20 protein-coding genes and 3 pseudogenes are annotated in these 25813 nt (G+C 36.3%); 9 read left to right on the top strand and 14 right to left on the bottom strand.

Going from position 1 to position 25813, the window contains the following annotated elements; all coding sequences use genetic code 11:
- Positions 1-29: 29 nt before the first annotated feature.
- The gene (locus ACEWFJ_RS10800) at positions 30-908 is read right to left on the bottom strand and encodes a methyltransferase domain-containing protein (RefSeq protein ID WP_473692101.1); all 879 of its coding nucleotides are present in this window, start codon (positions 906-908) and stop codon (positions 30-32) included.
- A 365-nt stretch (positions 909-1273) separates the two neighbouring features.
- Between ACEWFJ_RS10800 and ACEWFJ_RS10795 the strand changes: the two genes are divergently transcribed.
- The 4 genes from ACEWFJ_RS10795 to ACEWFJ_RS10780 all read left to right on the top strand — a co-directional run bounded on the left by ACEWFJ_RS10795 (position 1274) and on the right by ACEWFJ_RS10780 (position 4080).
- Positions 1274-1462: a hypothetical protein gene (locus ACEWFJ_RS10795; RefSeq protein WP_473692099.1), complete on the top strand. Its 189-nt coding sequence runs from the start codon at positions 1274-1276 to the stop codon at positions 1460-1462.
- 773 nt (positions 1463-2235) lie between these two features.
- A complete protein-coding gene (locus tag ACEWFJ_RS10790; RefSeq protein ID WP_098311201.1) occupies positions 2236-2676 on the top strand; it encodes a MarR family winged helix-turn-helix transcriptional regulator in 441 nt (146 codons plus the stop codon).
- A gap of 157 nt (positions 2677-2833) precedes the next feature.
- Entirely contained in the window at positions 2834-3658 is an 825-nt protein-coding gene (locus ACEWFJ_RS10785; protein ID WP_473692097.1) for a class I SAM-dependent methyltransferase, read from the top strand.
- Positions 3659-3729: 71 nt separating this feature from the next.
- Positions 3730-4080 carry a hypothetical protein gene (locus ACEWFJ_RS10780; protein ID WP_473692095.1) on the top strand — a complete coding sequence of 117 codons (351 nt, stop codon included), beginning with the start codon at positions 3730-3732 and terminating at the stop codon, positions 4078-4080.
- Between the two features lie 1106 nt (positions 4081-5186).
- Here the strand turns inward: ACEWFJ_RS10780 and ACEWFJ_RS10775 are convergent.
- A pseudogene (locus ACEWFJ_RS10775) lies at positions 5187-5309 on the bottom strand (helix-turn-helix domain-containing protein); the annotation flags it as partial.
- Between the two features lie 464 nt (positions 5310-5773).
- Between ACEWFJ_RS10775 and ACEWFJ_RS10770 the strand changes: the two are divergent.
- Positions 5774-7375 carry an amidohydrolase gene (locus tag ACEWFJ_RS10770; protein ID WP_473692093.1) on the top strand — a complete coding sequence of 534 codons (1602 nt, stop codon included), beginning with the start codon at positions 5774-5776 and terminating at the stop codon, positions 7373-7375.
- A gap of 759 nt (positions 7376-8134) precedes the next feature.
- A complete protein-coding gene (locus ACEWFJ_RS10765) occupies positions 8135-8692 on the top strand; it encodes a TetR/AcrR family transcriptional regulator (RefSeq protein WP_429710106.1) in 558 nt (185 codons plus the stop codon).
- 417 nt (positions 8693-9109) lie between these two features.
- On the opposite strand, the gene ACEWFJ_RS10760 is transcribed toward ACEWFJ_RS10765, so the two are convergent.
- Genes ACEWFJ_RS10760 through ACEWFJ_RS10745 form a run of 4 tightly spaced genes read right to left on the bottom strand, consistent with a single transcriptional unit; the run spans position 9110 to position 13703 of the window.
- Positions 9110-9391, bottom strand: coding sequence for a cupin domain-containing protein (locus ACEWFJ_RS10760; RefSeq protein ID WP_473692091.1), 282 nt, complete (start codon positions 9389-9391; stop codon positions 9110-9112).
- Positions 9392-9436: 45 nt separating this feature from the next.
- The gene (locus tag ACEWFJ_RS10755; protein ID WP_429710108.1) at positions 9437-10855 is read right to left on the bottom strand and encodes an MATE family efflux transporter; all 1419 of its coding nucleotides are present in this window, start codon (positions 10853-10855) and stop codon (positions 9437-9439) included.
- 45 nt (positions 10856-10900) lie between these two features.
- On the bottom strand, positions 10901-12373 hold the full coding sequence (locus tag ACEWFJ_RS10750) for an aldehyde dehydrogenase family protein (protein ID WP_473692089.1): 1473 nt from the start codon (positions 12371-12373) through the stop codon (positions 10901-10903).
- A 13-nt stretch (positions 12374-12386) separates the two neighbouring features.
- Positions 12387-13703: an NAD(P)/FAD-dependent oxidoreductase gene (locus ACEWFJ_RS10745; protein ID WP_473692087.1), complete on the bottom strand. Its 1317-nt coding sequence runs from the start codon at positions 13701-13703 to the stop codon at positions 12387-12389.
- 535 nt (positions 13704-14238) lie between these two features.
- Here ACEWFJ_RS10745 and ACEWFJ_RS10740 point away from each other — a divergent pair.
- Entirely contained in the window at positions 14239-14766 is a 528-nt protein-coding gene (locus ACEWFJ_RS10740) for an HXXEE domain-containing protein (RefSeq protein ID WP_473692085.1), read from the top strand.
- Positions 14767-15136: 370 nt separating this feature from the next.
- Positions 15137-15514 (top strand): hypothetical protein, encoded by a 378-nt coding sequence (locus tag ACEWFJ_RS10735; protein WP_473692083.1) that lies wholly within the window; start codon positions 15137-15139, stop codon positions 15512-15514.
- A 406-nt stretch (positions 15515-15920) separates the two neighbouring features.
- On the opposite strand, the gene ACEWFJ_RS10730 is transcribed toward ACEWFJ_RS10735, so the two are convergent.
- The 3 genes from ACEWFJ_RS10730 to ACEWFJ_RS10720 all read right to left on the bottom strand — a co-directional run bounded on the left by ACEWFJ_RS10730 (position 15921) and on the right by ACEWFJ_RS10720 (position 19488).
- Entirely contained in the window at positions 15921-17012 is a 1092-nt protein-coding gene (locus ACEWFJ_RS10730; protein ID WP_473692081.1) for a DUF3626 domain-containing protein, read from the bottom strand.
- Between the two features lie 360 nt (positions 17013-17372).
- Entirely contained in the window at positions 17373-17651 is a 279-nt protein-coding gene (locus tag ACEWFJ_RS10725; RefSeq protein ID WP_473692079.1) for a hypothetical protein, read from the bottom strand.
- 130 nt (positions 17652-17781) lie between these two features.
- Positions 17782-19488, bottom strand: coding sequence for an IS200/IS605 family accessory protein TnpB-related protein (locus ACEWFJ_RS10720; RefSeq protein ID WP_473692077.1), 1707 nt, complete (start codon positions 19486-19488; stop codon positions 17782-17784).
- A gap of 192 nt (positions 19489-19680) precedes the next feature.
- Between ACEWFJ_RS10720 and ACEWFJ_RS10715 the strand changes: the two are divergent.
- Positions 19681-20103, top strand: a pseudogene (locus tag ACEWFJ_RS10715) (IS66 family transposase); the annotation flags it as partial.
- A 98-nt stretch (positions 20104-20201) separates the two neighbouring features.
- Here the strand turns inward: ACEWFJ_RS10715 and ACEWFJ_RS10710 are convergent.
- The 5 genes and pseudogenes from ACEWFJ_RS10710 to ACEWFJ_RS10690 form a co-directional block, all read right to left on the bottom strand.
- Complete coding sequence (locus ACEWFJ_RS10710; RefSeq protein WP_440603850.1) at positions 20202-21404, bottom strand: L-lactate MFS transporter; 1203 nt, start codon at positions 21402-21404, stop codon at positions 20202-20204.
- A 137-nt stretch (positions 21405-21541) separates the two neighbouring features.
- Positions 21542-22282: a LytR/AlgR family response regulator transcription factor gene (locus ACEWFJ_RS10705; protein ID WP_098307039.1), complete on the bottom strand. Its 741-nt coding sequence runs from the start codon at positions 22280-22282 to the stop codon at positions 21542-21544.
- Positions 22257-24026, bottom strand: coding sequence for a LytS/YhcK type 5TM receptor domain-containing protein (locus ACEWFJ_RS10700; protein ID WP_473692075.1), 1770 nt, complete (start codon positions 24024-24026; stop codon positions 22257-22259). The genes ACEWFJ_RS10705 and ACEWFJ_RS10700 overlap by 26 nt, the downstream gene beginning before the upstream one ends.
- Before the next feature lie 170 nt (positions 24027-24196).
- Positions 24197-24319: pseudogene (locus tag ACEWFJ_RS10695) on the bottom strand (transposase domain-containing protein); the annotation flags it as partial.
- A gap of 529 nt (positions 24320-24848) precedes the next feature.
- On the bottom strand, positions 24849-25301 hold the full coding sequence (locus tag ACEWFJ_RS10690; RefSeq protein ID WP_473692073.1) for a YoqH family protein: 453 nt from the start codon (positions 25299-25301) through the stop codon (positions 24849-24851).
- Between the last annotated feature and the right edge of the window lie 512 nt (positions 25302-25813).

Genomic DNA, 25813 nt, shown 5'->3' with positions numbered 1-25813 from the left:
TTCATTTTGAATTCTAAAACCTATGTTTCTTATTTTTTTACCACTCCAAAAGTAATTTTCATACTTGGAGCGTAGATTAAAGAGGAATGAATATTAAATACTTTAGAAAATCGTAGTTCTGCTTCATACTGATCCTGTGCTTCGGTAAATGTAGCCCCTCGATTGATTAGATGCTCAATAAATTCTTTCCTTTCAGTAGGAGCTGTACCTAATCCTTCTTCTTTAAGTGAATCATATAATCTCTGTTTATCTGTTTCATTTATATTAGAATCAAGAAAATTAACCTTATCACTAACTCGGCAATCAATATTTTTTACACCTAATTCGCTCATATAGGTCGGTAACTTAATCCCGATGTTTCCATCTTTTCCATTTCGTTTTGTATCTTCTTCAAACAGTTTTTGAAGAAAACCAAGCTGAATAATTTCTGATTGGTCGTGTTTGTTAAGGTTGTACGAAGACATATTGGAAATCCAGTGCGGTTCAAAACATATGATATTACCTTCATCAATGACTGAATGAATCATTTTCTGCAGCATTTTTATCGGATCGGCCATATGTAATAAAAATGCATGACACACTGCTATGTCATACTTACTCTCTAATTCAATTTCAGTCACATCGGCTACAATAAATTCAGCTTCATATGGAAGGTCCTGAAACAGACTCTTTGCTGTATGAATCAATTGCTGTCCTTTATCAATGCCTGTATATCTTGAACCTAGCGGTAACAGAGGCAACAGTTTTAGTCCTAAATATCCATACCCGCATCCAAAATCAATAATATGTACAGGTTTGGAAATTTTCCAAACTGAATTCACTAAAAATCCTAAATAGTCATCGTTATAATATAAATCTCTTGTACTCCTTAAATAATCCAACCTTTTATCCCAATAATAATCTTCCAATATAACAAACTCCTTTCTTCATGTTTAGTTAGTATTTTGAGTTAACTTAAGTCACAAAAGCAGAAATTAATTTCAGTGAAGCTTTATCCTTCATCTACGAATGGTTATGTTCTCTTGAAATTCCCTTTCCATTCTCCTGTTGAATATCGAAAACAATATACCAAGACAGAAAGAACCTATAAAAGATGAGAGAACTCAATCATCCACGCCCTTATCAAAAAGTAAGATTAAATAGAAGAGATTTTAGTTGTATGCTATATATTCAATTAACACAACCTACCATTTTACGTATAATTAAATGGTATATTTCGGAAACCACACAAATTGTAATATAAAAAATGGGTTAAAAGAATAGGAGGAGTATTATGACTCGTTGTACAAATTGTAAGGCGAAATGGAAAGCAAAAGATGTATGGTCTCTTTTTTTCAAAATGATGGTAAGGATTGTCCGTATTGTAATCAAAGACAATATATTTCAGCTGAAACCTTTCGTTTTTCAAGTGAAATTTTACGTTGCCTCTTTTTATTACTTTTTCCTTTCTTCGTTGAACTAAGCAATAAGAGCCCTTTAGAAGACTTTAAGAAAAAATAGTATAGATTTACCCTGTTTTATCTCCCCTTCTCTTTTAATAAAAAAGATTAACCAAAACATGCTCTTATTTAGTAAGAAAAAACGTATCTTTAATTTCACTAAAAACGAGAGATTATGGTAAAAAAATCCTAAGTGTAAGAAAATCAATAATTCCATTTCCAGTAAATGTCTTAACGTAGAAAATGTAATATTTAGTTGAATGTACCTCTAATATAAGACTAAACAAAAAATGAGAGTATGTATAACAACTCTCTCATCTGAAAACAAGTTCTATTCAGCTGTCTTGTTACGAAACTTTCGTATATCTTTCATGATAAAAAGGACGGATAGGAAAACAACAGCATCACAGAGAAGCATAAAAAACATATTAAACATCGAGTTCCCTCTTGTTGATGCTATGGCACCTCCCAATCCAAAAAAGAGAAGCAAAGAGTTAGACGGATATAGATAATTCCTACGTATGATAACAAATAAAACACTAAATATGACTAATATATATGTAACGTATTTCAACACTTCTACCAGCACTTCCATTACTTACTCACCCCCATTATATTCCATTTTATCATGTAATACACAGAAAAAATATATTGTATTCATGTGAAATTAACATAACAGCTCATTATATTACTCCCTCATTTTGTAAACAATCATTTACAATAAACAGAAGAAAACGTTTATTTTACCGAAAAATAGTAATATAATATTTACTAAATTGATGGAGGAAGAACAATGATGGGCGATAAAGATTTATTAAACGAATACTTGAATCTGTTGATGAATATGTTTGGAACTTTCAAGTTATTATCCGAAAAATCATCAGAATTTACGCATATAGAACAACATGTAGTTGAGTATGTTTCCCAGCAAAGTAAGCCCGTAAATTTGAAAACGATAGCTCATGATTTAAATATACCTAAGCAACAACTCAGTGTAACAGTACGTAACTTGGAGAAAGATGGCTATATAACTAAGAAACAAGATGATTCAGATAAACGAGCAATTTTAATTTCGCTAACGAAAAAAGCAGAAGATGTGCAACATGAACGATGGAAACAGATATATAACAATTTCACGGATAATCTTGAAAAACTTTCGGATGAAGATCGGCGTGACTTGTTGTACGGATTACATAAAACAAATAGAATGCTAGCAAAAATGGTCGAGGATAATTAATCATGAAGTAAAGAGAACGTGTTTCGATTAATGGAATTGGACACAAAATCCCTTACGTAAGAATAGGCTGAATTTATTTTCACAAATAACACTATTATTGATTTATCTTCTAGTACAACAGGAGTTCTGATACAGCAGTTTGAAACGGAGGATTTTTATGGAAAAAATGATAGATTTACAATCAGTTCAAGGCACAATGCTCATCCCCCTATGGGGACGTGCCATTGGCAGTGAGAAAAATCCAGAAATTTTGGATGACAAGGAAGCTATTAACATTATCAAAAGATCTGATTTTGATTTTACAGATATAGCCAAAACCTTTGGTGAATACGGCGGGATAACCTACATCGTTCGTGCTCGTAAAATTGATGACACAATCCGAAACTTTATCACTAAGCACCCCCGGGCTACCATTGTGAACATCGGCTCTGGGTTAGATACCACTTTTCCAAGAATCGACAACGGTACGATCAATTGGTATAATCTCGATTTGCCCGATGCAATAGCTTTTCGTAAGACCTTAATTGCAGATTCCCCGAGAAATATCAGTATTGCCAAATCTTTTTTTGATATTTCGTGGTTTGACGATATTAAGTTTAATGAGAATGATGGAATACTCTTCGTCTCAGCAGGAGTTTTTTATTACTTTCAGGAAAATCAACTTAAAGAAATGTTTTCCACCATGGCACAGCGCTTTCCTGGCGGCGAGTTATATTTCGACGCGGAATCAAAATTTGCACTGGAACTTTCAAACCGCACAGTTCAAAAGTCTGGCAACAAAGGCGCCATGATGTACTTTTACGTCAATAATCCAAAATCTCTGGAAAAATGGTCACCAAAGATAAAGGTATTAAGCTGTGAATCATTCTTTAAAGGAATACCTACAAAAAAACAATGGGAAGGCAGCACACGTGTAATGGTACGAATCGTTGATTTTATAAAGATGCTGAAATTCGTCCATCTACGCTTTGAGGACAGATGAAAGTAACACTGAAGACCTAATAAGATTACAAAGTATGAAAAATGCCAGTATACATTGATGGAATATTGATAATGGAAATAATGAAAAACATGGCTCTTTGTCATAAATATCTTTTAGGGATATCGATTTGTCTAATTGAATATATATTATGGAATCATTCACCAAAAAGGGGATATATGATGACATTATCAAAACTGATTCAAACCTTGTCATTATTAAGTGCTGTAGCTGTTCTTATTGTCTCTGTTTATGGTTTTATCACCGAATCAATCAGCTCCAATATTTTAATGATTCTACTATTTGTAATGACCGTACTTCAAGCAGTGAGAGCTTATCAAATAAAACAAAAAGCTACATTTATGCTTACCTTTTGGGTGGCTATATTTATGCTCCTTCTATTAGGAAAAATATACTTCTTATGATACAAAAATGAAGCCTTTAGTAAAGGCTTCATTTTTATTGAGTTAGAATTTTCAATTATAATCATCGTATATATTTGAAAGAAAAGAATGAATCTATTCTGCCCCTTTTCTTATTTATACAAAGAATCCCACGATTTTTAAATTAGGCAGCGATGAGGTGAAATAAAAATGAAGACATGTCCTAAATGCCGTAAAAAAAATAGAGAAGAAAATCCTCTTTTTACGAAACAACTCCTATAAGCTTGTTTGTACACACTGCAATACAACATTACATGTAACAAAAAAATCTTTTCTGATATACTTTCTTGTTTATGTACTAATTTTTTTTTAATTTTTATGAGTTCCATTGAAACCGCTAATAAATTTGTTATGTTTGGCGTATGGGGTTTGATTTCAAATTTTATAATTCAACCGATTGCTTTTTTCTATGAAGAAACATAACAAACTTCTTTAGCATATAAATCCGCAGTGAGAATTACGCACTAAACACCACAAAAAAGCTTTCGATAAATTTAACTGCAAACTTTTTTAAATGCCTTTACTATTAAATTCAGCACTCGATAGTTGAATAACTGTTACCCCATAAGATGAGATAAAAAATATCGAAAACCATAAGCACCTAAAGAACTAATACCTGTAACTAAAACTGCAATTGCTAAATATGGATTATAGCCAGATTGTTTTCTCGAACGATATAAATAAAGAATAGATAGACATAAACTAATGATAAAAAAGACGATCCATACAGAGTTGGGAGCAAAAACTTCGAAATTAGTAAAATAAATTACTATATAGCAAACATTAGCCAAGAGTAGTAGCACTAAGATAAATTTCTTCAAAATTACACCTTCCTTTTACCAGGTTAACCAACCGAGTTTTGGTATATAAGTAAATTGATGCAAATTGTTTTGAATAGAAAATTCTACACTCTCTTTTTATTCAACTTAAATTCTCTTATTACCTTTTAACCCATATAAAAAGTATTTTCAAAACTCTCACACTATGATAAGTAGATCCGAATAAACAGTTCCCATTAATCCTTCACCTACATATTTTCGAATTATCTCTTCGAATGGAACAATTAACTTATCTTCTTTTTCTTTCCTTTAATAAATAGGGCCTTTCTCTGCTTTTAATGCTTTTCTTACTGTATTTCTTGAGACATTTAATAATTTGATAATAGATCGAATAGAATGTCCTTCTTGTTTTAGTGCTCGAATGGTCGCCCCCTTGCTTAAACTCCTCTCATTTCGTTATAAGAGAATTGTATTTTTTATTTTAGGGATGGGTCACTTTTCATTGTAAATCTACACAGTATGTCCAAGTTTGTTAGATTCCTTGCACCAGACCTAAAAAGTATTGAATAATTCTTTATATTCAGTATAATTAACTTGTAACTATAATAACGTTTTTAGTTACTATGGGTATACCACTTGATTTCTAATAGAAGATTCCCCGTAAATCAAGTAGTAGCAAAAATTTTTTATACATTTTTGCATTCGGTATCCCCCACAAAAATGTTTCTTTCAAATAAACAGGAAGAGCAATTTGCCTATTATCGCAAATATGATCGATGAGAAACTAGAGGACGCTCAAGAACAATACACCAATCTAAGACATAATAATTTAAATATTGGCATGAGTTGTACAATGATAATAATGCGGTTTTACAAGAGAATAAGGGGGTTTAAGAATGCCAGACATCGTATTTCTTCATGGCGAGGTTATTACGGTAGATGAACAGAATCGAATAGTAGAAGCGATTGCGGTAAAAAGGAACCGGATCATCGCCGTCGGTACCTCAGAGGAGATTAAGCGTCTTATCGGTCCGCAGACAACGGTAATTGATTTGAAAGGGAAAAGCCTCTTGCCGGGATTTATCGACTCACATTTGCACATTTCCTCGTATGGCATAGACAAGCTGGGGGTAAGCTGCAAAGCTACACATATTCATTCCCTACAGGATATTTTTCAGGATTTACGTAAAAAAGCGTCCGGGCTCCCGGCAGAAAAATGGGTGCGGGCTTGGGGTTTCAATGAGACCAAAGTCGCGGAACAGCGGTATCCGACTAGAGAAGAATTAGATCAGATTTCAAGGGAACACCCGATTATCATTATACGCGCGTGTAACCATATTTCGGTGGTCAATTCAAAAGCACTGGAAATCCTCGGTATTCACAAGGATACGCCCAATCCTAAAGGTGGGATGATTGAACACAGCGCCGAGGGAGAGCTTACAGGTCGTTTAATTGAAACGGCTCATTTCCAAATTGCCAATAAAGTAACCTACTCCGAAGAAGAAATAGCCCAAGCCTTGGCGTTAGCGTCTGCCGATTTTGTAGCGGCTGGGATTACCAGTATCCATGATGCAGGTTGCAATGACTCCGAGGGGTTTCGAGCGATACATGAGGCGGTTCGTCAAGACTTGGTCAAAGTGCGCATTTATGCGATGGTCTGCGCATTAGACAACCCCGAATTATTTTTGGAAAGCATGATTAACGCCGGAATGGTAACAGGCCTAGGGAATGACCGGTTTAAAATCGGACCGGCAAAGCTGTTCACGGATGGCAGCAGCAGCGGACCGACCATTGCTACCCGTAAGCCGTATACAAGTAACCCAGAGGATTACGGTATTTTGTACTATACACAGGAAGAACTAAACCGACGATTAATAGAGGCTCATAAGAAAGGATTCCAGATTACAGCCCATGCGCAGGGAGATCGTGCAATTGAAATGGTATTGAATTGTATAGAGGCCGCCCTAAAGGAATATCCTCGTCCAGATGCCCGACCACGTATTGAACATGCAGGGATTTCAGAACCGGATCTAATTGAACGGATGAAACAGCTTGGTGTCATCCCGATACCTAACCCTGCTTTCTTCTATGAATATGGAAATGGATACGTCCATAACTACGGAGAGCGGGTGAATCAAATGTATCCACTTCGTGACTTTTTTAAAAATAACATTATTGCAGCTGCGGGCTCCGATAGCCCAGTGACCGATTATCGTCCGCTATTCGGAATTCAAGCGGCGGTGAACCGGAAGAGCAAGCAGGGACAGGAGATTGGAAGAAACCAAACTGTTTCCGTAACAGAGGCGATCCGGGCTTACACATGGAATGGAGCTTACGCGAGCTTTGACGAACAACACAAAGGGAGCATCGAAGTTGGAAAACTGGCCGATCTAGTAATCCTGGACGGAAGCATTTTGCAAGCTGATCCTGCCGATATCGCTGATCTTCCAGTTCACATGACGATCATTGATGGAGAGATCGTCTATCAAGCTGGATAGTCCCAAGGCAATAAAGTATTAGGTGTAAAAGTAAATGTTTATCTTGTTCAATCGATAGTTGATCGGACAGGGTAAACATTTTTATCTGTCTCTGGTGAACCAAGTATCCTTATACTATACTCATCGATGTATTGTTTGTTCAGGAGATATATCCAACTATCATAAAAATGCAAGCAAACAACCAGGTGCCAGAATTGGAAGGATGAATCAAAACAGCTACCACGGGACTTTTACCCGGATAACTGTTTTGATTTAGTGGTGAAGAATATATCGGTCGAGGGGGATTCCAGTTCAAAATTGTTTTTATACGCCCTATTGATGTAATGCAAAATCTCTCATTTGCACGGGAGGCCTTCCGGGAACGTGACCGGCGTGTTGTGTTTGATCAGATTGACAGTATATCGAACCGTGACGTGTACCTACGAAGATGACGTGATTAACCTCGCATTCTCGAACGATATGCAATGCCAAATTGGCTCAAAAAAGGATCCTACGTTATGGAGTAGTCGAGTTAAGTGCCTTTTCGGACAGGAAGTTGTGCTGTATCATGGAAGATATGTACCTTTCCATTTTTAATTGGGCGTTTGGTTGCTTCCATCCTGCTAAAAAAAGGTGTTATGTGGCAATAAGGGAAATGTCCCAATAGAGAATATGGCACAGACACAGACGAGGGTTAAAAATAATTTTCAAGGTGCGAAAGTTGAGTAACTTAGTTTAGATAACCTTTTCAACAAATTTCTAATTTAAGGAGTACTAGGAATGAGAGAACGCATTATAAAAGCTTTTATTGAAGAGATTCATGATAAGGGCATGAAGTTTACAATGGATGATTTAGCAAACCGTATTGGTGTAAACAAGCGATACCTCTATCAACATTTTTCTTCGAAAACTGAAATTTTAGAATTAATCATTGACCAAACATTATCTGAAGTAAACGAAAAAACAGAACAAATCATGGAAGACACATCTTTAAGCCTAATTGAGAAAATCAGAGGGGTTTGTACTGCAATGCCTTCCCATTTTGAATTTTATGACTTTAAAGTATTAGAACAAATGAAACGGTATTACCCCGAACAATGGACAAAAGTGAATGCTGCTTTGAACGAGTGGGAAGCTCTGCGTTTATTAATCGAAGAAGGGATTCAACAAGGTGAACTCAATGAAATCAATACAGCACTCGCCATAAAGTTGATTATAGATGCTACAAATTCAATCTTTGATCAACGTTTTTACATGGAAAATAATATTACCTTACCGGAAGCACTCTCTTCTATTGTAGACGTATTACTGTTCGGCTTAGTCAAAAATAAATCATAATAATGGTCTAATTTAAAAACGGGAAAGGAACGTTTGTTCCAACCCGTTTTTTTGTCTTTATAAGGGGGCCTTCTTGCATTCTAAATCATCTTGAAAAACGATAGCTCCATCAACCATCTTTAAGATTTCGGAACCAATGGCTGCGATCTTAATATTAATAATGGCGATATAAGTAGGGATGGACTAATCCGCAAGGGCCTGTAAAAACAGCATTACTCGAGATAACAATGTCGGCTTTTTGATTTAAATTCATTAGCAAATAACTTCATATTGTTTAAATATTCTGAATTTTAATCACATAAAGTAAGCAGCAAACTCATATGACATATGATCGGATAACGGTGCTGTGTACCATAAACCACAAATATTTAGGCAAAGTATACGGCTGTAATGATTGGATGCGCTCCTAATTGCACATTATTTCAAAATAATCTCATGGTTCATTTTATAATTCTTTTTCAAAAATTCTGGGCAATCCCATTCACAGACAAGATCTTTAGCCAAAGAAACGACCCAGTCCTTTGTAATATGATACGTTTCTCCATCAACAGTAATAAACACCTCACCGTCTGTCACATAGAAAACTTCCTGCTCTTCTACATGCCAAGTTCCTTTATTAGGTTCGCCTACCCATGCTTCCCAAGTGTCAACACCTAATTGTTGTGCTTCTTCTGCTGTAAGTTTTTTTGCAAAAAACATGGTGATCATCTCCCTTTCTTATAGATAATTTTGAAGGAATAGGTTCTATAAACGTACTGTCTTAACATTCGTATCTTTTAAACGTTTGAACTCTTTTTTCATGAAGTATATGGCAATAAGAACGCCTGGAATTTCAGCAGCAGGACCTGCGTACCATATACCTTCTACACCCCAGAATTTCGGGAAAATAAATAGAAATGGGAACAAGAACAACAGCATTTTGCTAACATTAATAAACGTTGCGGTCCAGTTTCTCTCTTGGGATTCGAAATAACCGGATATAAGCAAGCTGACTGCATTAAGCATAAACAAAGAGTTGAATACAACAGTCGTCCAAATACCCAATTTCTGCAATTCAGGATTACCGCCGGAAAAAAATGATACAATCGGATCTGCAAAAATGATTAGTAAAGCAGTCGCAATCAAAAAGAAAGCAACCGTAAAAATGAGTCCAATCTTAATTGCTTGTTTAACACGATCAAGATTGCCCGCACCGTAATTATAACTAATGATCGGTTGAAGTCCCGTCATCCCACCGAGTGCTGCTAAGGCGAGCAGATTTGTAATATAACCGTTTTGAATCGTGAAAGCGGCAACGTGCAGCCCACCACCGTAGCTTTGCAGTAAGTTATTGAAGATAATAATGGCAAAAAACATCATGAACTGACTCGAAAAAGATGCAAAGCCTGTCCAAGCCACCTCACCAATTGTCTTAAGATTAATCATCATATCTTTTATTTTTGGCTTAAGCTTTGTTTTACCGAACCAAAAATAAAAGATGAGTAAAACAGGGATCGATTGTGAAATTGTATTCGCCCACGAAGAACCCATCATCCCCATGTCATATTTCACTACCATAATCCATTCTGTAATTCCGGCAACAACCGCTGCAACTAACCAACTGTTCATTGATAATACAGGTTTTTCATCGATATTGGTAAAAATACTTAGTACAACCGCCAATATCGTTATTGGCAATGAAATCCACAATAGTCGGCTATATTTCACCGCATATGGAAGTGCATCCTGACTTGCTCCGAATAAAGTCATGATTTGATTTTCAAAGATCAATCCAAGTACAGCTAGCAAAGTGGAGATGAAAAGAGTAAACCATAAAGTTTGTCCCATAATACTCCTAGCTTCTTCGATTTTCCCTTTTCCAAGCCGAAGCGAAATGACTGCTCCGGCTCCTATACCAAAAAGAACGCCAAGCATACGGGTAATAACCATGATTGTAAATCCAATTCCGATTCCTTCCACTTCCAGCTCCTGAAAGCCGCTGACGAAATAGCCATCGACAATCGATACCACTCCAAGAATCGCATTCGCCATAATTCCTGCCAAAGCAAACCGTAAATATAGTAAAGGAATACTTTTGGTTCCCAGTGCTGAATCATTTACTGACTTATTCATAATTTCTGCTGTTTCTTTCTTCGGTGAGGGACGGTTTCCTGCTATTTCCATGCTCATGCCCTCCTAAAAATAGTTTATACAGCAAGTTAAGCCAAATTAATTCGCATACCACCCTACAGGCTTAGCATGTTGGTGGATATTGATTTGCTTCATTTCCATAAAGTGCTCCAGCCCAACAGCACCTAACGCTCTGCCGATTCCACTTTGCTTATATCCCCCCCAAGGCCCTTCAACATAAGCAAGGTGATAACTATTAATCCAAGTAATTCCCGCACGCAATTTACTAATGACACGCTTTGCCCGATCCATGTCTTCAGTAAATACAGCACCAGCTAATCCATAAATGGAATCATTCGCTTTTTGAATTGCATCTTCCTCATCTTTAAATTTCTGTACAACAAGGACTGGACCAAAAATCTCTTCCTTAACAATACGCATATTCGTGTTTACATCAGCAAAGATCGTTGGTGCAATAAAAAATCCTCGATCAAGCCCATTTGCTGTTAAGCGCTTACCACCACAAACTAATTTTGCACCTTCTTCGATTCCACTCTTGATGTAATGTAAAACGTCATTCATATGAGCCTCATTTGTAAGCGCTCCCATTTCAATGTTCTCGCTTTCCCCGTTGCCAACTGCAATTTTGCTTGCACGGTCGGCCAATCTTTCAACAAACTTATCGTAAATTGTCTCTTGTACAAGCAGACGGGATGCAGCTGAACAAACTTGCCCAGCATTGTGGAAAATACCGAACATCGCATTCTCGACTGCAGTTTCAAAATCCACATCGGCGAACACAATAAGTGGAGATTTACCTCCCAGTTCAAGTGTCATTTTTTTCATATTTCCCGCTGCTGCGCGCATAATACTTTGGCCTGTTTTTGTTCCGCCGGTAAAGGCAATCTTATCAACATCATGGCTCTCGGCAAGCTCATTCCCAACTTTTGATCCAGGTCCCAATACTAAGTTTGCCACTCCGGACGGAAGCCCGACTTCCTCAATAATTTCAAATAATTTGAATACGCTTAGAGGAGTGACCTCCGCAGGCTTAATTACAATTGTATTTCCAGCAGCGAGTGCAGGAGCAATTTGCCAAACAGCTAACATAAGTGGGAAGTTCCAAGGGACAATAAGCCCACAAACACCAATCGGCTCATGAATAATAATTGTTTCCGAAGAATCAGCACGCGTGTAAGATTCTTTTTTCATGCCTTTGATCAAGTCAGCATAATAGCGGAAGCATTGAATTGACACCGGAATATCCACATAGGTTGTTGCACGTATAACCTTACCGTTATTTGCAGTTTCCAAACGTGCAATTTCAGCCGCCTTCTCTTCAAGACGATCTGCAATCTTATAGAGGTATTCTGCTCTTTCATCAGCCGATAAATCCGACCAAATCCCGCTGTCAAACGCTTTGCGAGCCGCCTTGATTGCCACCTTTGCATCGTCTTCTGACCCATCAGCAGACGATGCGATCACCTCTCCAGTTGCTGGATTCATAACGTTTCTTCTAGCACCGGATAACGCTTCTACCCATTTCCCATCAATGAACATGTTAATTTTCACAAGTACCTCTCCTTTACGCAAAAATATCATGCAGTTTGAAACCAATATGCGCTAGATTTACAAGCATAGTTTTCTGATTATGGAACGGAAATGATTTTAGGCGTTCCTTTTCAAATCGATATCCGCCTGCACTCCCCGTAACAATCCATTGTGCCAATAACTTACCAAACAATGTCGAGAGAGAAGCGCCGTGGCCCGTATAACCCGTTGCGAAATATGCGCCTTCTTTGGATCTGCCGATAACCGGGAATGTATCAATTGTAACCCCAATAAATCCACCCCAACGGTATTCAATTTTGCTTCCTGCCAGTTTTGGCATCAAGCTTACCATCGCATCGTAAACTTTTTGATACACACCGTCATCTAAGTTTGGACGAATATCGCCACCGCCAAATACGATTCGATTATCTGGTGTACGACGGAAATAGTAAAGGAAACTACTCGTATCAAAAACCATGCGATCTTTAGGAATAACAATATTCAACAATGACTCTGGAAGCTGTTCAGTTGCAATAATACGCGCCGAAATTGGCAGTACGCCTTTGTTCAGTTCATTCATGATTTTTCCAGAGTAACCATCTGTCGCCACAATAATGTCTTTCGCAATAACAGAACCCTTTTCTGTTTCAACTTTCACACTATTTTGACCGTACTCGATGGATAATGCTTTAGAATGCTCAAAGATTCTTGCACCGATCGATTTAGCTGCTTCTCCCAAACCAATTGCATAATTCAGCGGCTGGAACGAGTAGCTCAAGTCGTCGACTAAGCAACCATAATAAACTGGGGAATCGATTTCTTGATACATTTGACTTCGATCAAGCACTCTTGATTCGTACCCGAAATTTTTGTTTAAGTATTCGCTTTCAAGTTTCAATTCTTCAAAATGCTTGGCTTTGTAAGCCGCTACAATGTGACCCGTATTTCTAAAGTCGCAGTTGATTTGATGTTCGTCAATAATGTTTTTTACCAGTTCAATACCAAACAAGGAGAGATCGTTTAGCTGTCTAGCCTCGTCGGGACCATACTTTTTGGCAAGCTGCTGCATCGTTGGCTTATAGCCTGGCAATACCATTCCACCGTTACGACCGCTGGCGCCGTATCCGATCGTTTCTTGCTCTAGGACAATGACATTCTTTCCTAACTTTTGCAAATGATAAGCAGAGGAAAGACCTGTGAAACCAGCGCCAATAATAACAACATCAGCCTCTTCATTTCCTTCTAGAGTTTTTCCTTTCTCATAGCTGTTTGCAGTCGCCGTCCATAGAGAGAGTGTATTCATTTGATTCATCTTATCACTTCCTTCTTCCTGTTTATTTAAAAGAAACATTTTAGTGAGGGATACCGAATGCAAAGGTGTACAAAAATTTTTTCTACTACTTGATTTATGGGGAATCTTCTATTAGAAATTAAGCGGTATAACCCTTGTAACTAAAAACGTTATTATAGTTACAAGTTAATTATACTGAATATACTGAATTATTCAACATTTTTTTGTAACAATATAGTATGGCTAAGGATGCCGTTCAACTTCTTAATAGCTTCGATCATTCCATTCGGGCTTAGTCACAGTGTTGCTGCTTTAAAGCGAATAATTGACTCTTCCATGTTCTGTTTTATGTCCATACACAGTATCTACTGACACAATGGTGTTGATTTCACTCTCATCATAATCCCAACCAACTGATGCTGAAAGATTAATAAGTTTAAGAATATCTCCCTTATATAGATTTCCGTTATGAAAGCAATTCTATTTTATATTGAAATTAACGTTATAACTAACCTATAAACAAACTATAATGCACTACACATTTGTAATAAAATGTAAAAAATATTTATATAATAGGATTTTAGGGGGGATGACAATGAATAATATAGAAGTGATGGTATGGCTTTTTCCAATACTTTTTATTTTTCACGATTTTGAAGAAATAATTTTCATACAACCATGGATAAGGAAAAACAGACGCTATTTATGTGAAAGATTTCCTACGTTATCAAAAAGGCTATTACCTCATTTTGATAATATTACAACATCATCTTTCGCCCTTGGAGTGGCAGAAGAATTTATTTTAATTAGTATAATTACAATTGTTTCCTATGTGATGAATTGGTATAGCCTATGGGTAGGTTTGTTTATTGCATTTACTTTACATCTAGTAATACATTGCTTTCAAACATTAATCATAAGAAAATATGTCCCTGCTATTATTACAAGCATTATTTGTTTACCTATCTGTATTTATATCATTAAGCATATAGTACAGTTATTCCCATTAGATACAATTGTCTTGTATTCAATTTTAGGCTTTATAATTATGGTGGTCAATTTAGCTATCATTCACAAGGTTATGGATATATTCAATAAATGGTTAGCTCAATATGAACAGTAAAACGAATGAGCATAATCTAAATTTTAGATCGAATATTTTAGAAACCGCACAAAGTGCAGAGAATAAGAGGAGTGTTGTGACTCGTTGTACAAATTGTAAGACGAGATGGAAATCAAAAGATGTATGGTCTCTTTTTTTCAAAAATGATGGAAAAGATTTTCAGTATTGTAATCAAAAACAATATTTTTCAGCCGAAACCTTTCGTTTTTTAAGTGAAATTTTACGTTGCCTCTTTTTATTACTTTTTCCTTTCTTCGTTGAACTAAGCGATGGGAACCCTTTAAAAGACTTTAAGAAAAAACAATAAGAAGAACGCATTATAAATTTTATGAATGAAACAAAAAATTACAGTTTGAGAGGAGAAATAAAAATGAGTATTATAGTTAAGTATCAAGAGAGAGTGAAACAAGATTTAGAACACAACGAGCAGATTGTTGATGTCATTTCAGGAAGAACCTCCCCTACTAATTGGGTTATGAAACTTCTTCCTGAAATTTCTTGGCTTACAAAAGAGAATATGCCAATAGTTTTAGCGATAACAAACAAAAAATTACTTGTATATAAACAACAAATAAATTCGAAAATTCAGCTCGCTATTGGAATTCACCGTTCCGATATAACAGAATGCAAAGAAGTAAACGGTGTGCTAAATGGATCAATTCAAGTTTCACTAAAGGACAATCAATCCTTCAAGTTTGTTTTTAAAAAAGAACGTGTACAAGATATCCTGATAGAGCTCAATAAATAATTGCAAATAAGGAGACAACGAAACCGCTTTGCCATAAATCAAAGCGGTTATCATCTATTATAACTTCCTATTTTTTATGGACTCGATTGTACTAAACATTCGTGAGTAAGTATCCTTAATATTCGGTTCGTTTACCTTATCATTGTATAGTCCATAACCCCAACTTTGAATATCTTCGCCAGATTGAAAATACCATGCCGCATATTCACCTGATTCCACTTCAGGGAAATCTTCGTATGATATTTTCTCATCAATGTGAACTAAAATTAACGCCTGATTTTCTAACAGACACAAATTTCATTCTAAATTTCTATTGTTTCGCTCTGTTAAAGATTATTGTTGATATTCCATAAAAAAGAACCAATTTTTTGGTCCTCTTGTATGTCTTCTTGAACTTACGCACCCTCTAGTTCAATTTTCGATTCGGCTTTCCATATCTCACTAAAACGTGCCACAATAGTTTTAATTCCTGAAGCACCTCCCTATAAGTTCCGCGATCGCTCCAAGATACTGGATTGCGTTTCAAGTCCATTACAGTAGATCCAATTATGTTCGCATCGATAAAATTATTTCGTGCAATGCGTCTTGCCAAGGAAGGCATTGTTGGACCTCTAAAATCTGCAGGAACCTCGTCTACCATAAGTACAAAGCCCATGTGCCAATAAAGATCAATGGAATACTTAAGGCATATTTGTTCCAAGGTTCTCCCTACATGAGTGTCCTTGAATGAAGGATCTGCAACAAGCATTTCCACGTCTTCTTTAAGAGAAATATCCCCATGAACCTGGGCTTCAATATAGTGGTTAAGATTGCGGTTTGGCTCTTTGTTTGCTAGGTCCGTAAACGGCCTTTCCAGATTAACCAGCAAGTGATTGATTAATCTTGCTGGCGTCAGGTTTCTTTCACCAATAGCAAAATCTCTTAAGAACACCTCTTCCAAGAGAGCAGCCAAAATGATGTCAAATTCTTCATAAGTACCCTTTTCTTTTGGGTCTTGATGCGAATCCAAATACGTGTATGTGGAACGATAAGAGGCCTCAGGAGATAGAAGAAAATAGCATGATCCAAAACGCGGAGCAGGCCCATCTGGATGTAACATCAAATTTAGTGCCCCATATTTAGGCCGTTGGTTATTGGTTACGCCCTCCAGTTGATATGCTCCTCCAAAAATTCTCTTCTCCCAAAGGTCGCGTTCACCACCAGGGTAAGCGGATACGCTGCCATTAGATAAAAATGTTTCAAACTGGCTCTTATATATTCCCTGCTCAAGCAGTGCTTCAGCAACGCTTTTCATAGTCGAATCTGGTCTATCTGGATGAAAATGTAGACCAACCTTTGCGTGAGACTTTAAATTTACAACAGCATTTTCAAATATTTTATCCGAGATATTAGACATTTTAAGTATGTGATTAATTGTTGCTTTAGCCTCATGTTTATGGTTCCTTGCATACTTTGCAATATGCTCTAAAGCCAATAGTTGAGACCTTGATAATTCCATGAACAGATCTCTCCTTTCATTGAAATTGACCCTAATAATTTCAATTCAAAGTTTGTTTTTTCCTTCTTGTTCAACTAACCTGCTTCGTTGAACAAGAAAAAGGCAAAAATCAACATTGTGCTTTAACAGAGCTTATTGTTTAGATATCGCTACAATAGAGAAATAAAATTAGGATATCAGCATATAAGACCATAAACATATCGCTCGAAACATGATTTGCAAACATAAGAAAAGGGAAGGCGAAATGCGCCTTCCCTATCTCGATATATACAACTTATGAAACCAATAAGTCCAACAATTGTGAAAAGAATCGAATTCTTATTGTTGTATGTTTTATAATTTGAGTTAAATCAAAGATAACTACATCCGTTCTTCTTTTCTTTTTACAGGCACTGCATTACATTTCACAATGACTACATACATAACAATGCTTCCTATCATTAGACAATAGGTAATATTTTGCGCAATACCAACAACGTCACTCCAGCTACTTTTACCGTTTACAAATAATTGTAAGATTACCCCTACAACTAAAGGTAGTAGGCATACGATATTTTTTTCATAAAAAATCCTAAAATACCGCCATGACACTCCATACCAAGTCACATATACAACTGCTTGTTCTTGAAATGATATCATTACTGGCACGTCCTGATAAAAATAGCCAATCACAAATTGAACTACCCCCACCTAAAATCCTAACGGATTTTTGAGGAAGGGATTCCCGAAAGGGACAACTAAGACAAAATGCTTAGCAGACCATACCCATTCAACAAGGTATGGTTTTTCTGCTTTCAAACTTAGACAAACCTTTTACTTCCAGGTCTGTAAGAGCCCCTGAAGGAAAAAGTTCGTTCGCAGAACGAATCTTGTTATGGTTCGAAAGCTCCATCTGATAGAATGTGTGAACACGCAAATCAGACAGAATGCCAGACAGCCACTTCCATTGCGCCCAATGATGCAGACCTACCATCTTCTCCGGTAATAGTGAATACAAAACTGGTGGAAGTTTTTCTTTAAATCCCATTGCTCTTCTAGCAATGACATAAGAAGCTGTTTGGTGAATGCTGATACCAAAACGTTTCATATATTTGATTTTACCAATTTGAGAAGTGTACGCTGGATTTACCTCAAATACTGCTACACCCATCTTCTCAGCACGGCTTTTAATAGCTGAAATCATCTTTTTGTAAGCAAACATGCTCATCATCATGTTTGCTTTTTTGTTACCATAAGGATTCTTAACCTTTGCTTTTGTTGTGTTTAATTTTTCTACAACAATCGGTTTGTTTGCTTTTACAGCAATATCAACCAATGCAATGGCTTCTGCTTCCATAATTTTAGTAATTTGTTCTGATGTTTTACCTAAAATATCAAAAGATAATACACCCGTTTTTATGAGTTGTCCTTGTTTATTGATGTTTGACCAAGCAAAGTGGTCAAAATTACAGTCTACTCCAATGACACCATCGGATTTACTGAAGTTTTTATTTTGGTTCTCTTCAATATCTATTAAACACTTAAAAATGTAGTAATCCCCATGATCTTCAATTGCCCAACTGATTGGTTTTCCTGCATTCTTTTTATCTTTGCAATTCCATTGGTTTTGAACAGCTGCATTCACTTGTTCTTGTCCATACGGAAATGCAAGGTTCGGAATTTCAACTACAACACCGTTTGGTGTTGTAAAGTGTAAAGATTGTGATTCTGTATTGTATGTAAATACAAAGTTTCCTGATTTCGCGTCTTTTCGACCTGAAATCAACATTTGATTATAACGAGCCTTTTCAAAATCTTGAACCCAAAGTGTATGATTTTGAGCATAAGTATCTACAGTATGTTGTGCTTTAAATAGTTTTTTACTTCCAAATACAACGGAAGAAACATTGTTTTTTAAACTATGAAGTAGTTTTTGTAGTCTATCCAACCGAAATTCAAGGCTACCTAAACGAGAACGAAGTGTTTGAATACGCACATTTAAATATTCATGCTCAAATTGATAGGCATGATAGTAAATATCCGTTCTCTTTTTAAATTGCACAACAAAATATCGTCCCATTTGTTGTTCTTTGGACGTTTTATTGAACTTTGGCTTCCCTTTGATAAAAGATGTTTTCATTTTATTCAGCACTGTCAAATCTGACTTGGTTTTCTTAATCTTCTTTTTTACAGCTTTAATCTGTTCATTTTTATTTTCGATATACAATTTCTTCAATTCTGTCTGAGAAGAAAACAGCGCATTGGCTTCCTGCACAGCACTATTTGCATAATAGTCATTCAGACTAAATCGTGATTTTACAGTAATTTGCATACTCTCAGAACGTCTGGAAGTGCCAGAACGTTTTTCTAACACTTGCGTTTGAAAAGCGAAATGTTTCGCACGATTAAATACGAAAAGAGCATGTCCAATAGCTTCAACATACTTCGGATTCAGTGCATTCTTATGGATACGAATTGAAAAATATGCTTTTTTCATTGGACACGCTCCTTTCTTGTTTTGTATACACAAAGTATACCAAAAAAGAACATACGTTTCTATTTATATACCTGAAAAAAACAAAAAAAGCGATTCATCCCCCACCTACCGCTTCGCGCTTGAGGTGGGTATCTTCTCGCCAGATATGATAAAATGTAATGGCAGTGATTGTATAGAGGGCGCCAAGTAATACAGCATTTTGAACGAATGAGAATTTTCTTATCACGACAAACGATGGGAAATTGGTTATTATATGGGGCCGATCGTTGGTTAGTGGCTTTGTATGAAAGGATGCATGGACATCTACTTACTCGAACCATCCTTCATGCAGACGAAACAACCTTCCAAGTCTTACGCGAACCTGGGCGGGCGGCAACAACCAAGTCCTATCTGTGGTTATACCGTACAGGACGAGAGGACATCCCTATCGTTCTACCTCCAAGAGCAGGGGAACATCCGAAACGTTTTTTAACTAGTTTTCAAGGGTATTTACAAGCAGATGGATATAGTGGTTATCATCAAGTACCAGATGTTACCCTTATGGGATGTTGGGCACATGCCAGACGGAAGTTTGATGAAGCCTTAAAGGCTTTACCTGATTCACAGAAGGAAAAAAGTGAAGTAAACAAAAAATAACTCCAAAATCAACTTTTATTGTATATTTTGGAGTTACTTTACGTTTACTTTTAGAATGTAATAAAAATTTAAAATGCTTACGCTACACTGCGATAATTTTCTTGTTTTTCTTTTTGCTGATTAGGTGGTTGAATGAAAATCGCGATAATAAATGACACGACACACAATACGCCAATCACCATAAAAGTTGGTTTAAATCCACCTAGAATTACACCGATAAAGGAACCTGCAAGTGCTCCAAGACCAAAGCCTTGATACACGATTCCGTAGTTTTTACTATGATTTTTTAGACCGAAGAAATCACCAACAATGGCTGGGAAAATAGTGATATTTCCACCAAAACAAAAAGCAACACTTGCTACACAGGCTAAATAAATGCCATAATTTAAATCCACAAAACTAAGAACAAAGACAGACGTAGCTATAACGACAAACGTTGCGGTAACAATTTTTAAACGACCGATTTTATCTGACAATGGTCCCAAAATGATTCGGCCAACCGTATTAAAGATCGCAACTATAGCGACAGCATTAGCTGCTGTTGCTGCGCTAAGCCCTACGAGTTGAACCCCAATATCCTTTACCATGCCAATTAAATATAAGCCACTCATACATGATGTAAATAGCATGATAAATAACAGATAAACTTGTTTTGTACCTAGCATTTCTCTTGTTGTATAGTCACGACTTTTTGTTTCATGAACTGTACCTTGTTCAGCGGCTTGATGGATAAGACAAGCGCCTACCACTATCATAACTGTAACAATTAAGCCCCAATATAAAAACGCTTGTGATACACCAACTGAATCAATGAACTTTGCGTTAATGTATTTAAAAATTAGGCTACCCGTGCCATATGCGGAGACAGATATACCAGCAATTAAACCTTTACGCTCTGGAAACCATTTCAGTAAATTGGATAGTGAAGTAATATAGGCTGTTCCATCTGCGTAACCTACAACAACTCCTGCTAGTATATAAAGCATTAGTAATGAGGAAACTTGCGAACTAAGCATCAAGCCAATTCCTAAGGCTAATCCGGCTATCATAATGAGTTTACGAAGTCCCAATTTCTCTTGTAATTTACCTGCAAACAAAGTTGAAAATGCTAAAGAAAAGCTAGTAATTGAGAAGGTTATAGCAACAGCGTTAAGACCCCAACCGTATTTGCTCACTAAAGGCTGATTGAATAAGCTCCATGTATATATCGTTCCAAGTCCCATTTGTACAATGACTGTACCGAGGACAACAAGCCACGGATTAACAGATGATTTTTTCATACCATCCTTGCACCTCTTTCGATTTGATAGCTTTATTGTATAGGATGTAAACGATTCCGTAAGCACTTACAACACAGAGCGTCAAATATATGAAATCAGTTACAGAAAAAGAAGGATGAAATGCAAAAAGCTGCTCGTTAAATACGAAGCAGCTTCTTTAATTCTTTTGCATAAGTACGGCTTACAGGTACTTTTGAATCCTCTTTCATAATTAAATTATACGTAGAGTTAAACCACGGCTGGATTTCAGAAATATGATTTACATTTACGATAAAACTGCGATGCACACGCAGAAAATTCATTTGTGGCAATTTCTTTTCTAATATGGCAAGCGTATCGTACGTCACATACGTATCACAAATCGTTTTCACAATTACTTTTCCGTCCAACAATCCAGCATATACGATATCTTCTATATTCACTAATACAATCGATTCATCAATCGGCAGCGCTAATTTTTTCATTCTACTAGATACATCTGACGCATGTACTTCTTGTTTCTCCTCCATTTCATGCTGTTTTCGTTTTTTAAATTTCTTAATCGCTTGGACAATGCGCTCTTCGTCAAACGGCTTTAAAATATAATCTAAAGCATCTACTTCAAATGCCTGAATGGCATATTGATCATAGGCCGTTGCAAATACAATAGCAGGTGGATTTTTCATCTTCTTTAGTATATTAGCAATCTCAAATCCATTATCATCCGACAACTGAATATCTAAAAAAACAAGATCCGGTTTACTTTCCATCAACTTCTCTAACGCTTCTTCTACACTGTCTGCCTCATCAATTATATCGACCTCTTTCGTTCGATATAATAAATATTTTAATTCGTCCCGCGCCAACATTTCATCATCGACTACTAATATTTTCAATATCGCTGCCTCCTTTTCTTTGAATTGGAATCGTGAAGGAAATCTCCGTCCCTGTTTCCAGTTCACTGACAATATGAAGCGTTGTACCTTTTCCAAACAGCCCCATTAACCGTTCATTAATATTATATAATGCTGTTCCCGTTCCTTTTTTTGACGATACAATTGCTTTTCCTAACTGCTCTAATCGCTCCGGTTCAATCCCTTGACCGTTATCTTTTACTTTGAAATGTACGCTGTTTTTCTTGGCATAAACATGAATTTCAACTTGGCATAGAGGCTGTTTTTTAGGAAATGCATGACGAAGAGCATTTTCCACTAATAGTTGCAACACAAACGGTGGAAGCAAAATATTATGCAGCTCGTCTTCAATGTACATTTTCACCTCATATTTGTTCGGAAATCTTGCTTGTTCTAACGACAAATACGCATGCACATGATTCAATTCTTGTTCTAACGGAATGAGAAGCTGCCTTGCACCTTGTAAATTGCAGCGAAAATACACGCTTAGCTGTAACAATAATTTCCTTGCTTTCTCTACATCTGTACGACATAAAGCAGAAACTGTATTAATCGCATTAAAGAGAAAATGCGGGTTAATTTGTGCTTGCAGCGCCTTTATTTCCGCATCTTGCAACAATTTACTTTGCAGTTCTGCTTCTCCAAGTTCAAGCTGCGTTGAAAAGATTTTCGCTAATCCTTCTGCCAGCTCTTCCTCTACGGGGCTTAATGAATTAGGATCTTTAAAATAAAGCTTTAGCGTACCAATGGTCTTTCCACGAGATGTGAGCGGAATCACGATTGCCGCTTGTAATAAACACTCTTCATGCTGGCAATTAATCTCTTCGCGCGACTTTGCTTTCATAATTTTCCCGGTCTTTAACACCTCTTTTGACAATTCAGTAATTAAGCTATGAGAAGGAATATGATGATCAGATCCTAATCCAACATGTGCTAATATTTTTTCTGTATCTGTTAAAGATACTGCATCTGTTCCTGTAAAGCGGTGGATAATTTGTGCCACATGCGTACATGATTCTTCCGTTAATCCTTGGCGGAAATACGGAAGCGTTTTATCAGCAATGCGCAATACTTTATGCGTTTGTAATGCCTTCGCATGTTCTTCTTGTCGTAAAATGGACTGAATCATTGACAATAGAATAAAACTTCCAAAACCATTTACGATAATCATTGGGAGTGCAATTGTTTTCACAATACTCCAGCCATCATCGATCATGAAAAGAATCATAATCATTTCCAGCGATACCATACAGATGCTAAGCACCGCAGAAAACTTAGGGGTTACAACGCGATTCCGTTTTTGATATAAATAGCCAATATAACCTGTCACAACCCCAGCTAAAATAGAAGAGATTGCACAGCTCAATGCAGTCGTTCCTCCTAGCACATAACGATGAATGCCGGCTATCAATCCTACTCCTATTCCAACAATTGGACCTCCAAGTAACCCGCTAATCCCAATTCCCATAATACGCGTATTCGCAATCGTACTAGAAGAAGAGACGCCCCGCAGCCAGTTATCATTCATAATCGTATTACCAGAAATCTCAATCCCTGTGTAGTTGCTTACAATTGTAAATAATGAAAATATGCCAATTAACATAAAGCTACCTTTATAGCTATCTTGCTTATACAGTAGCCAACGGAACGCCTTAATATGCGAAAGTAAATATCCTAAAATAACGATTAAACCAACGCGTTCAATCATCATCAATAATAAATCTCCCATTTTATGTCCATCCTTCATGTATTAACTTCATTTCATTCAATATATTACATCATTATGTCTATACCGTAAATGTTAATAGAATCCAAAAATACCATAGAGATTGATTTTAGAGTTACCTTTTGTTTACTTCACTTTTTTCGGCCTTTGCAACTAGATGGTAAATCCATTGACTACAGCAAGACTTTATCAATTTCCTCTTTATTATTTAAATCGATATTGGGGAGCGTTTCAAACAAATAACGAAGATAATGATAGGAACTTAAATTGGTCTCTTTTGCGGTTTCAACCACACTCGAACTTCATTCCCAAATTGCGATAAAAAAGAATTGTATTCGCATATTGTCCGTTAGCAGAAGTTAACTTATCGTTTATTTAAAATCATTAATGAATCCCACAACCCCAAAAAATCCAGCCGAAATTACATAAATATAGACTAAAATTTGTTCAAAAAACTCACCAAGAGACAAAATTCCGATATCGGCATATGAAATCACAAACCATCTAAGGGCATCTGATGATCACAAACACATTGCTCGAAACATGATTTGCAAACATAAGAAAAGGAAAGGCGAAATGTGCCTTCCCTTTCTCGATATATACAACTTATGAAACCAATAAGTCCAACAATTGTGAAAAGAATCGAATTCTTATTGTTGTATGTTTTATAATTTGAGTTAAATCAAAGATAACTACATCCGTTCTTCTTTTCTTTTTACAGACACTGCATTACATTTCACAATGACTACATACATAACAATGCTTCCTATCATTAGACAATAGGTAATATTATTTATTCATTTTGAGCCTCCGTTCGCCCAATTGCTACTTACAATACTTGATATTCTTTCTTAATATACTTGGTCCCAATTTTTTAGTTTTTGAATTAGAAAGACGCACCTGTACTTCCACATCCTCCATTTGAGATGTAATTTCATCAAATCTTCCAGCCCAAGTTGGACTATCTTTTTCTGGAGAAGGATACAGTCGAAAACGCCAACTAATTTTTTCTGGGATAAAAGCAAAACCTTCATAACTATCGTAATTTCCATAAGAAGATGGCTGCGGGAGATGTACACCAAGAATACTTACACTAGTTCGTGCAAAACTTGGTGGACGTAGCTGCACTTTATAAACCAATGCGGTTCCCTTTGCATTCGTAAGGTTCTTATCAATTGGCTCTAAAACCATACTACAAGGCATAGTTATTGCTTTTGAATATGAGGGACAAATCATGAGAAATGAGATAAGAAATATACCCAAAATAGCTTGTTTCATATAACACCTCTTACAATTCTTTTGGTTAATTTACCCTCATTATGACCCTTCAATTACAAACTATTATTTATTATCTTCTGTTAATTCTAAAAGAACAAGCTTTTATGGATTGCTCTATCGATAACAGTTCATTTTGGGATTGATTTGTTCTCTAAAAATTAGATTGTCATGCACTTCTACCCCTAAAGCTGTAAAAAAGGAGCGCCTCTCACATAACTTCAGTGCTACGGAACAGTTTAGCACAAGAAGGATAATGAGTAAAAATATCTAATTTTTAAAGAGAGTGGTAAAATTTCAAAAAATATCATAGAGAATTTAGGTGCTAAACTTATTGAAAATGTTATTTGGTATATTTCTCTATCTATTAGGATCTTTTTTGATTGGTTTAACAATTAATAGTATTGGAGACATAGGTAACACCCTAATGAAGATAATAGGAATAGTATGTGTTGCGTTGGGTATCAGAACAGTAATAAAAAAAGAATAAAGAATAAAGAATAAAAAATAAAACT

The sequence above is a fragment of the Bacillus sp. EA-CB0995 genome, assembly GCF_055814245.1.
Note: the sequence above shows the minus strand (reverse complement) of the source record. Positions and strands in the feature narration are given on the sequence as shown.

Coding starts and splice junctions, on each gene's coding strand:
- ACEWFJ_RS10725 (WP_473692079.1), bottom strand. CDS start 17,651: ATGATATCATTTCAAGAACAAGCAGTTGTATATGTGACTTGGTATGGA.
- ACEWFJ_RS10710 (WP_440603850.1), bottom strand. CDS start 21,404: ATGAAAAAATCATCTGTTAATCCGTGGCTTGTTGTCCTCGGTACAGTC.
- ACEWFJ_RS10765 (WP_429710106.1), top strand. CDS start 8,135: ATGAGAGAACGCATTATAAAAGCTTTTATTGAAGAGATTCATGATAAG.
- ACEWFJ_RS10735 (WP_473692083.1), top strand. CDS start 15,137: ATGAGTATTATAGTTAAGTATCAAGAGAGAGTGAAACAAGATTTAGAA.
- ACEWFJ_RS10700 (WP_473692075.1), bottom strand. CDS start 24,026: ATGGGAGATTTATTATTGATGATGATTGAACGCGTTGGTTTAATCGTT.
- ACEWFJ_RS10770 (WP_473692093.1), top strand. CDS start 5,774: ATGCCAGACATCGTATTTCTTCATGGCGAGGTTATTACGGTAGATGAA.
- ACEWFJ_RS10740 (WP_473692085.1), top strand. CDS start 14,239: ATGAATAATATAGAAGTGATGGTATGGCTTTTTCCAATACTTTTTATT.
- ACEWFJ_RS10720 (WP_473692077.1), bottom strand. CDS start 19,488: ATGAAAAAAGCATATTTTTCAATTCGTATCCATAAGAATGCACTGAAT.
- ACEWFJ_RS10780 (WP_473692095.1), top strand. CDS start 3,730: ATGGAAATAATGAAAAACATGGCTCTTTGTCATAAATATCTTTTAGGG.
- ACEWFJ_RS10790 (WP_098311201.1), top strand. CDS start 2,236: ATGGGCGATAAAGATTTATTAAACGAATACTTGAATCTGTTGATGAAT.
- ACEWFJ_RS10745 (WP_473692087.1), bottom strand. CDS start 13,703: ATGTTTCTTTTAAATAAACAGGAAGAAGGAAGTGATAAGATGAATCAA.
- ACEWFJ_RS10755 (WP_429710108.1), bottom strand. CDS start 10,855: ATGGAAATAGCAGGAAACCGTCCCTCACCGAAGAAAGAAACAGCAGAA.
- ACEWFJ_RS10785 (WP_473692097.1), top strand. CDS start 2,834: ATGGAAAAAATGATAGATTTACAATCAGTTCAAGGCACAATGCTCATC.
- ACEWFJ_RS10760 (WP_473692091.1), bottom strand. CDS start 9,391: ATGTTTTTTGCAAAAAAACTTACAGCAGAAGAAGCACAACAATTAGGT.
- ACEWFJ_RS10690 (WP_473692073.1), bottom strand. CDS start 25,301: ATGAAACAAGCTATTTTGGGTATATTTCTTATCTCATTTCTCATGATT.
- ACEWFJ_RS10730 (WP_473692081.1), bottom strand. CDS start 17,012: ATGGAATTATCAAGGTCTCAACTATTGGCTTTAGAGCATATTGCAAAG.
- ACEWFJ_RS10795 (WP_473692099.1), top strand. CDS start 1,274: ATGACTCGTTGTACAAATTGTAAGGCGAAATGGAAAGCAAAAGATGTA.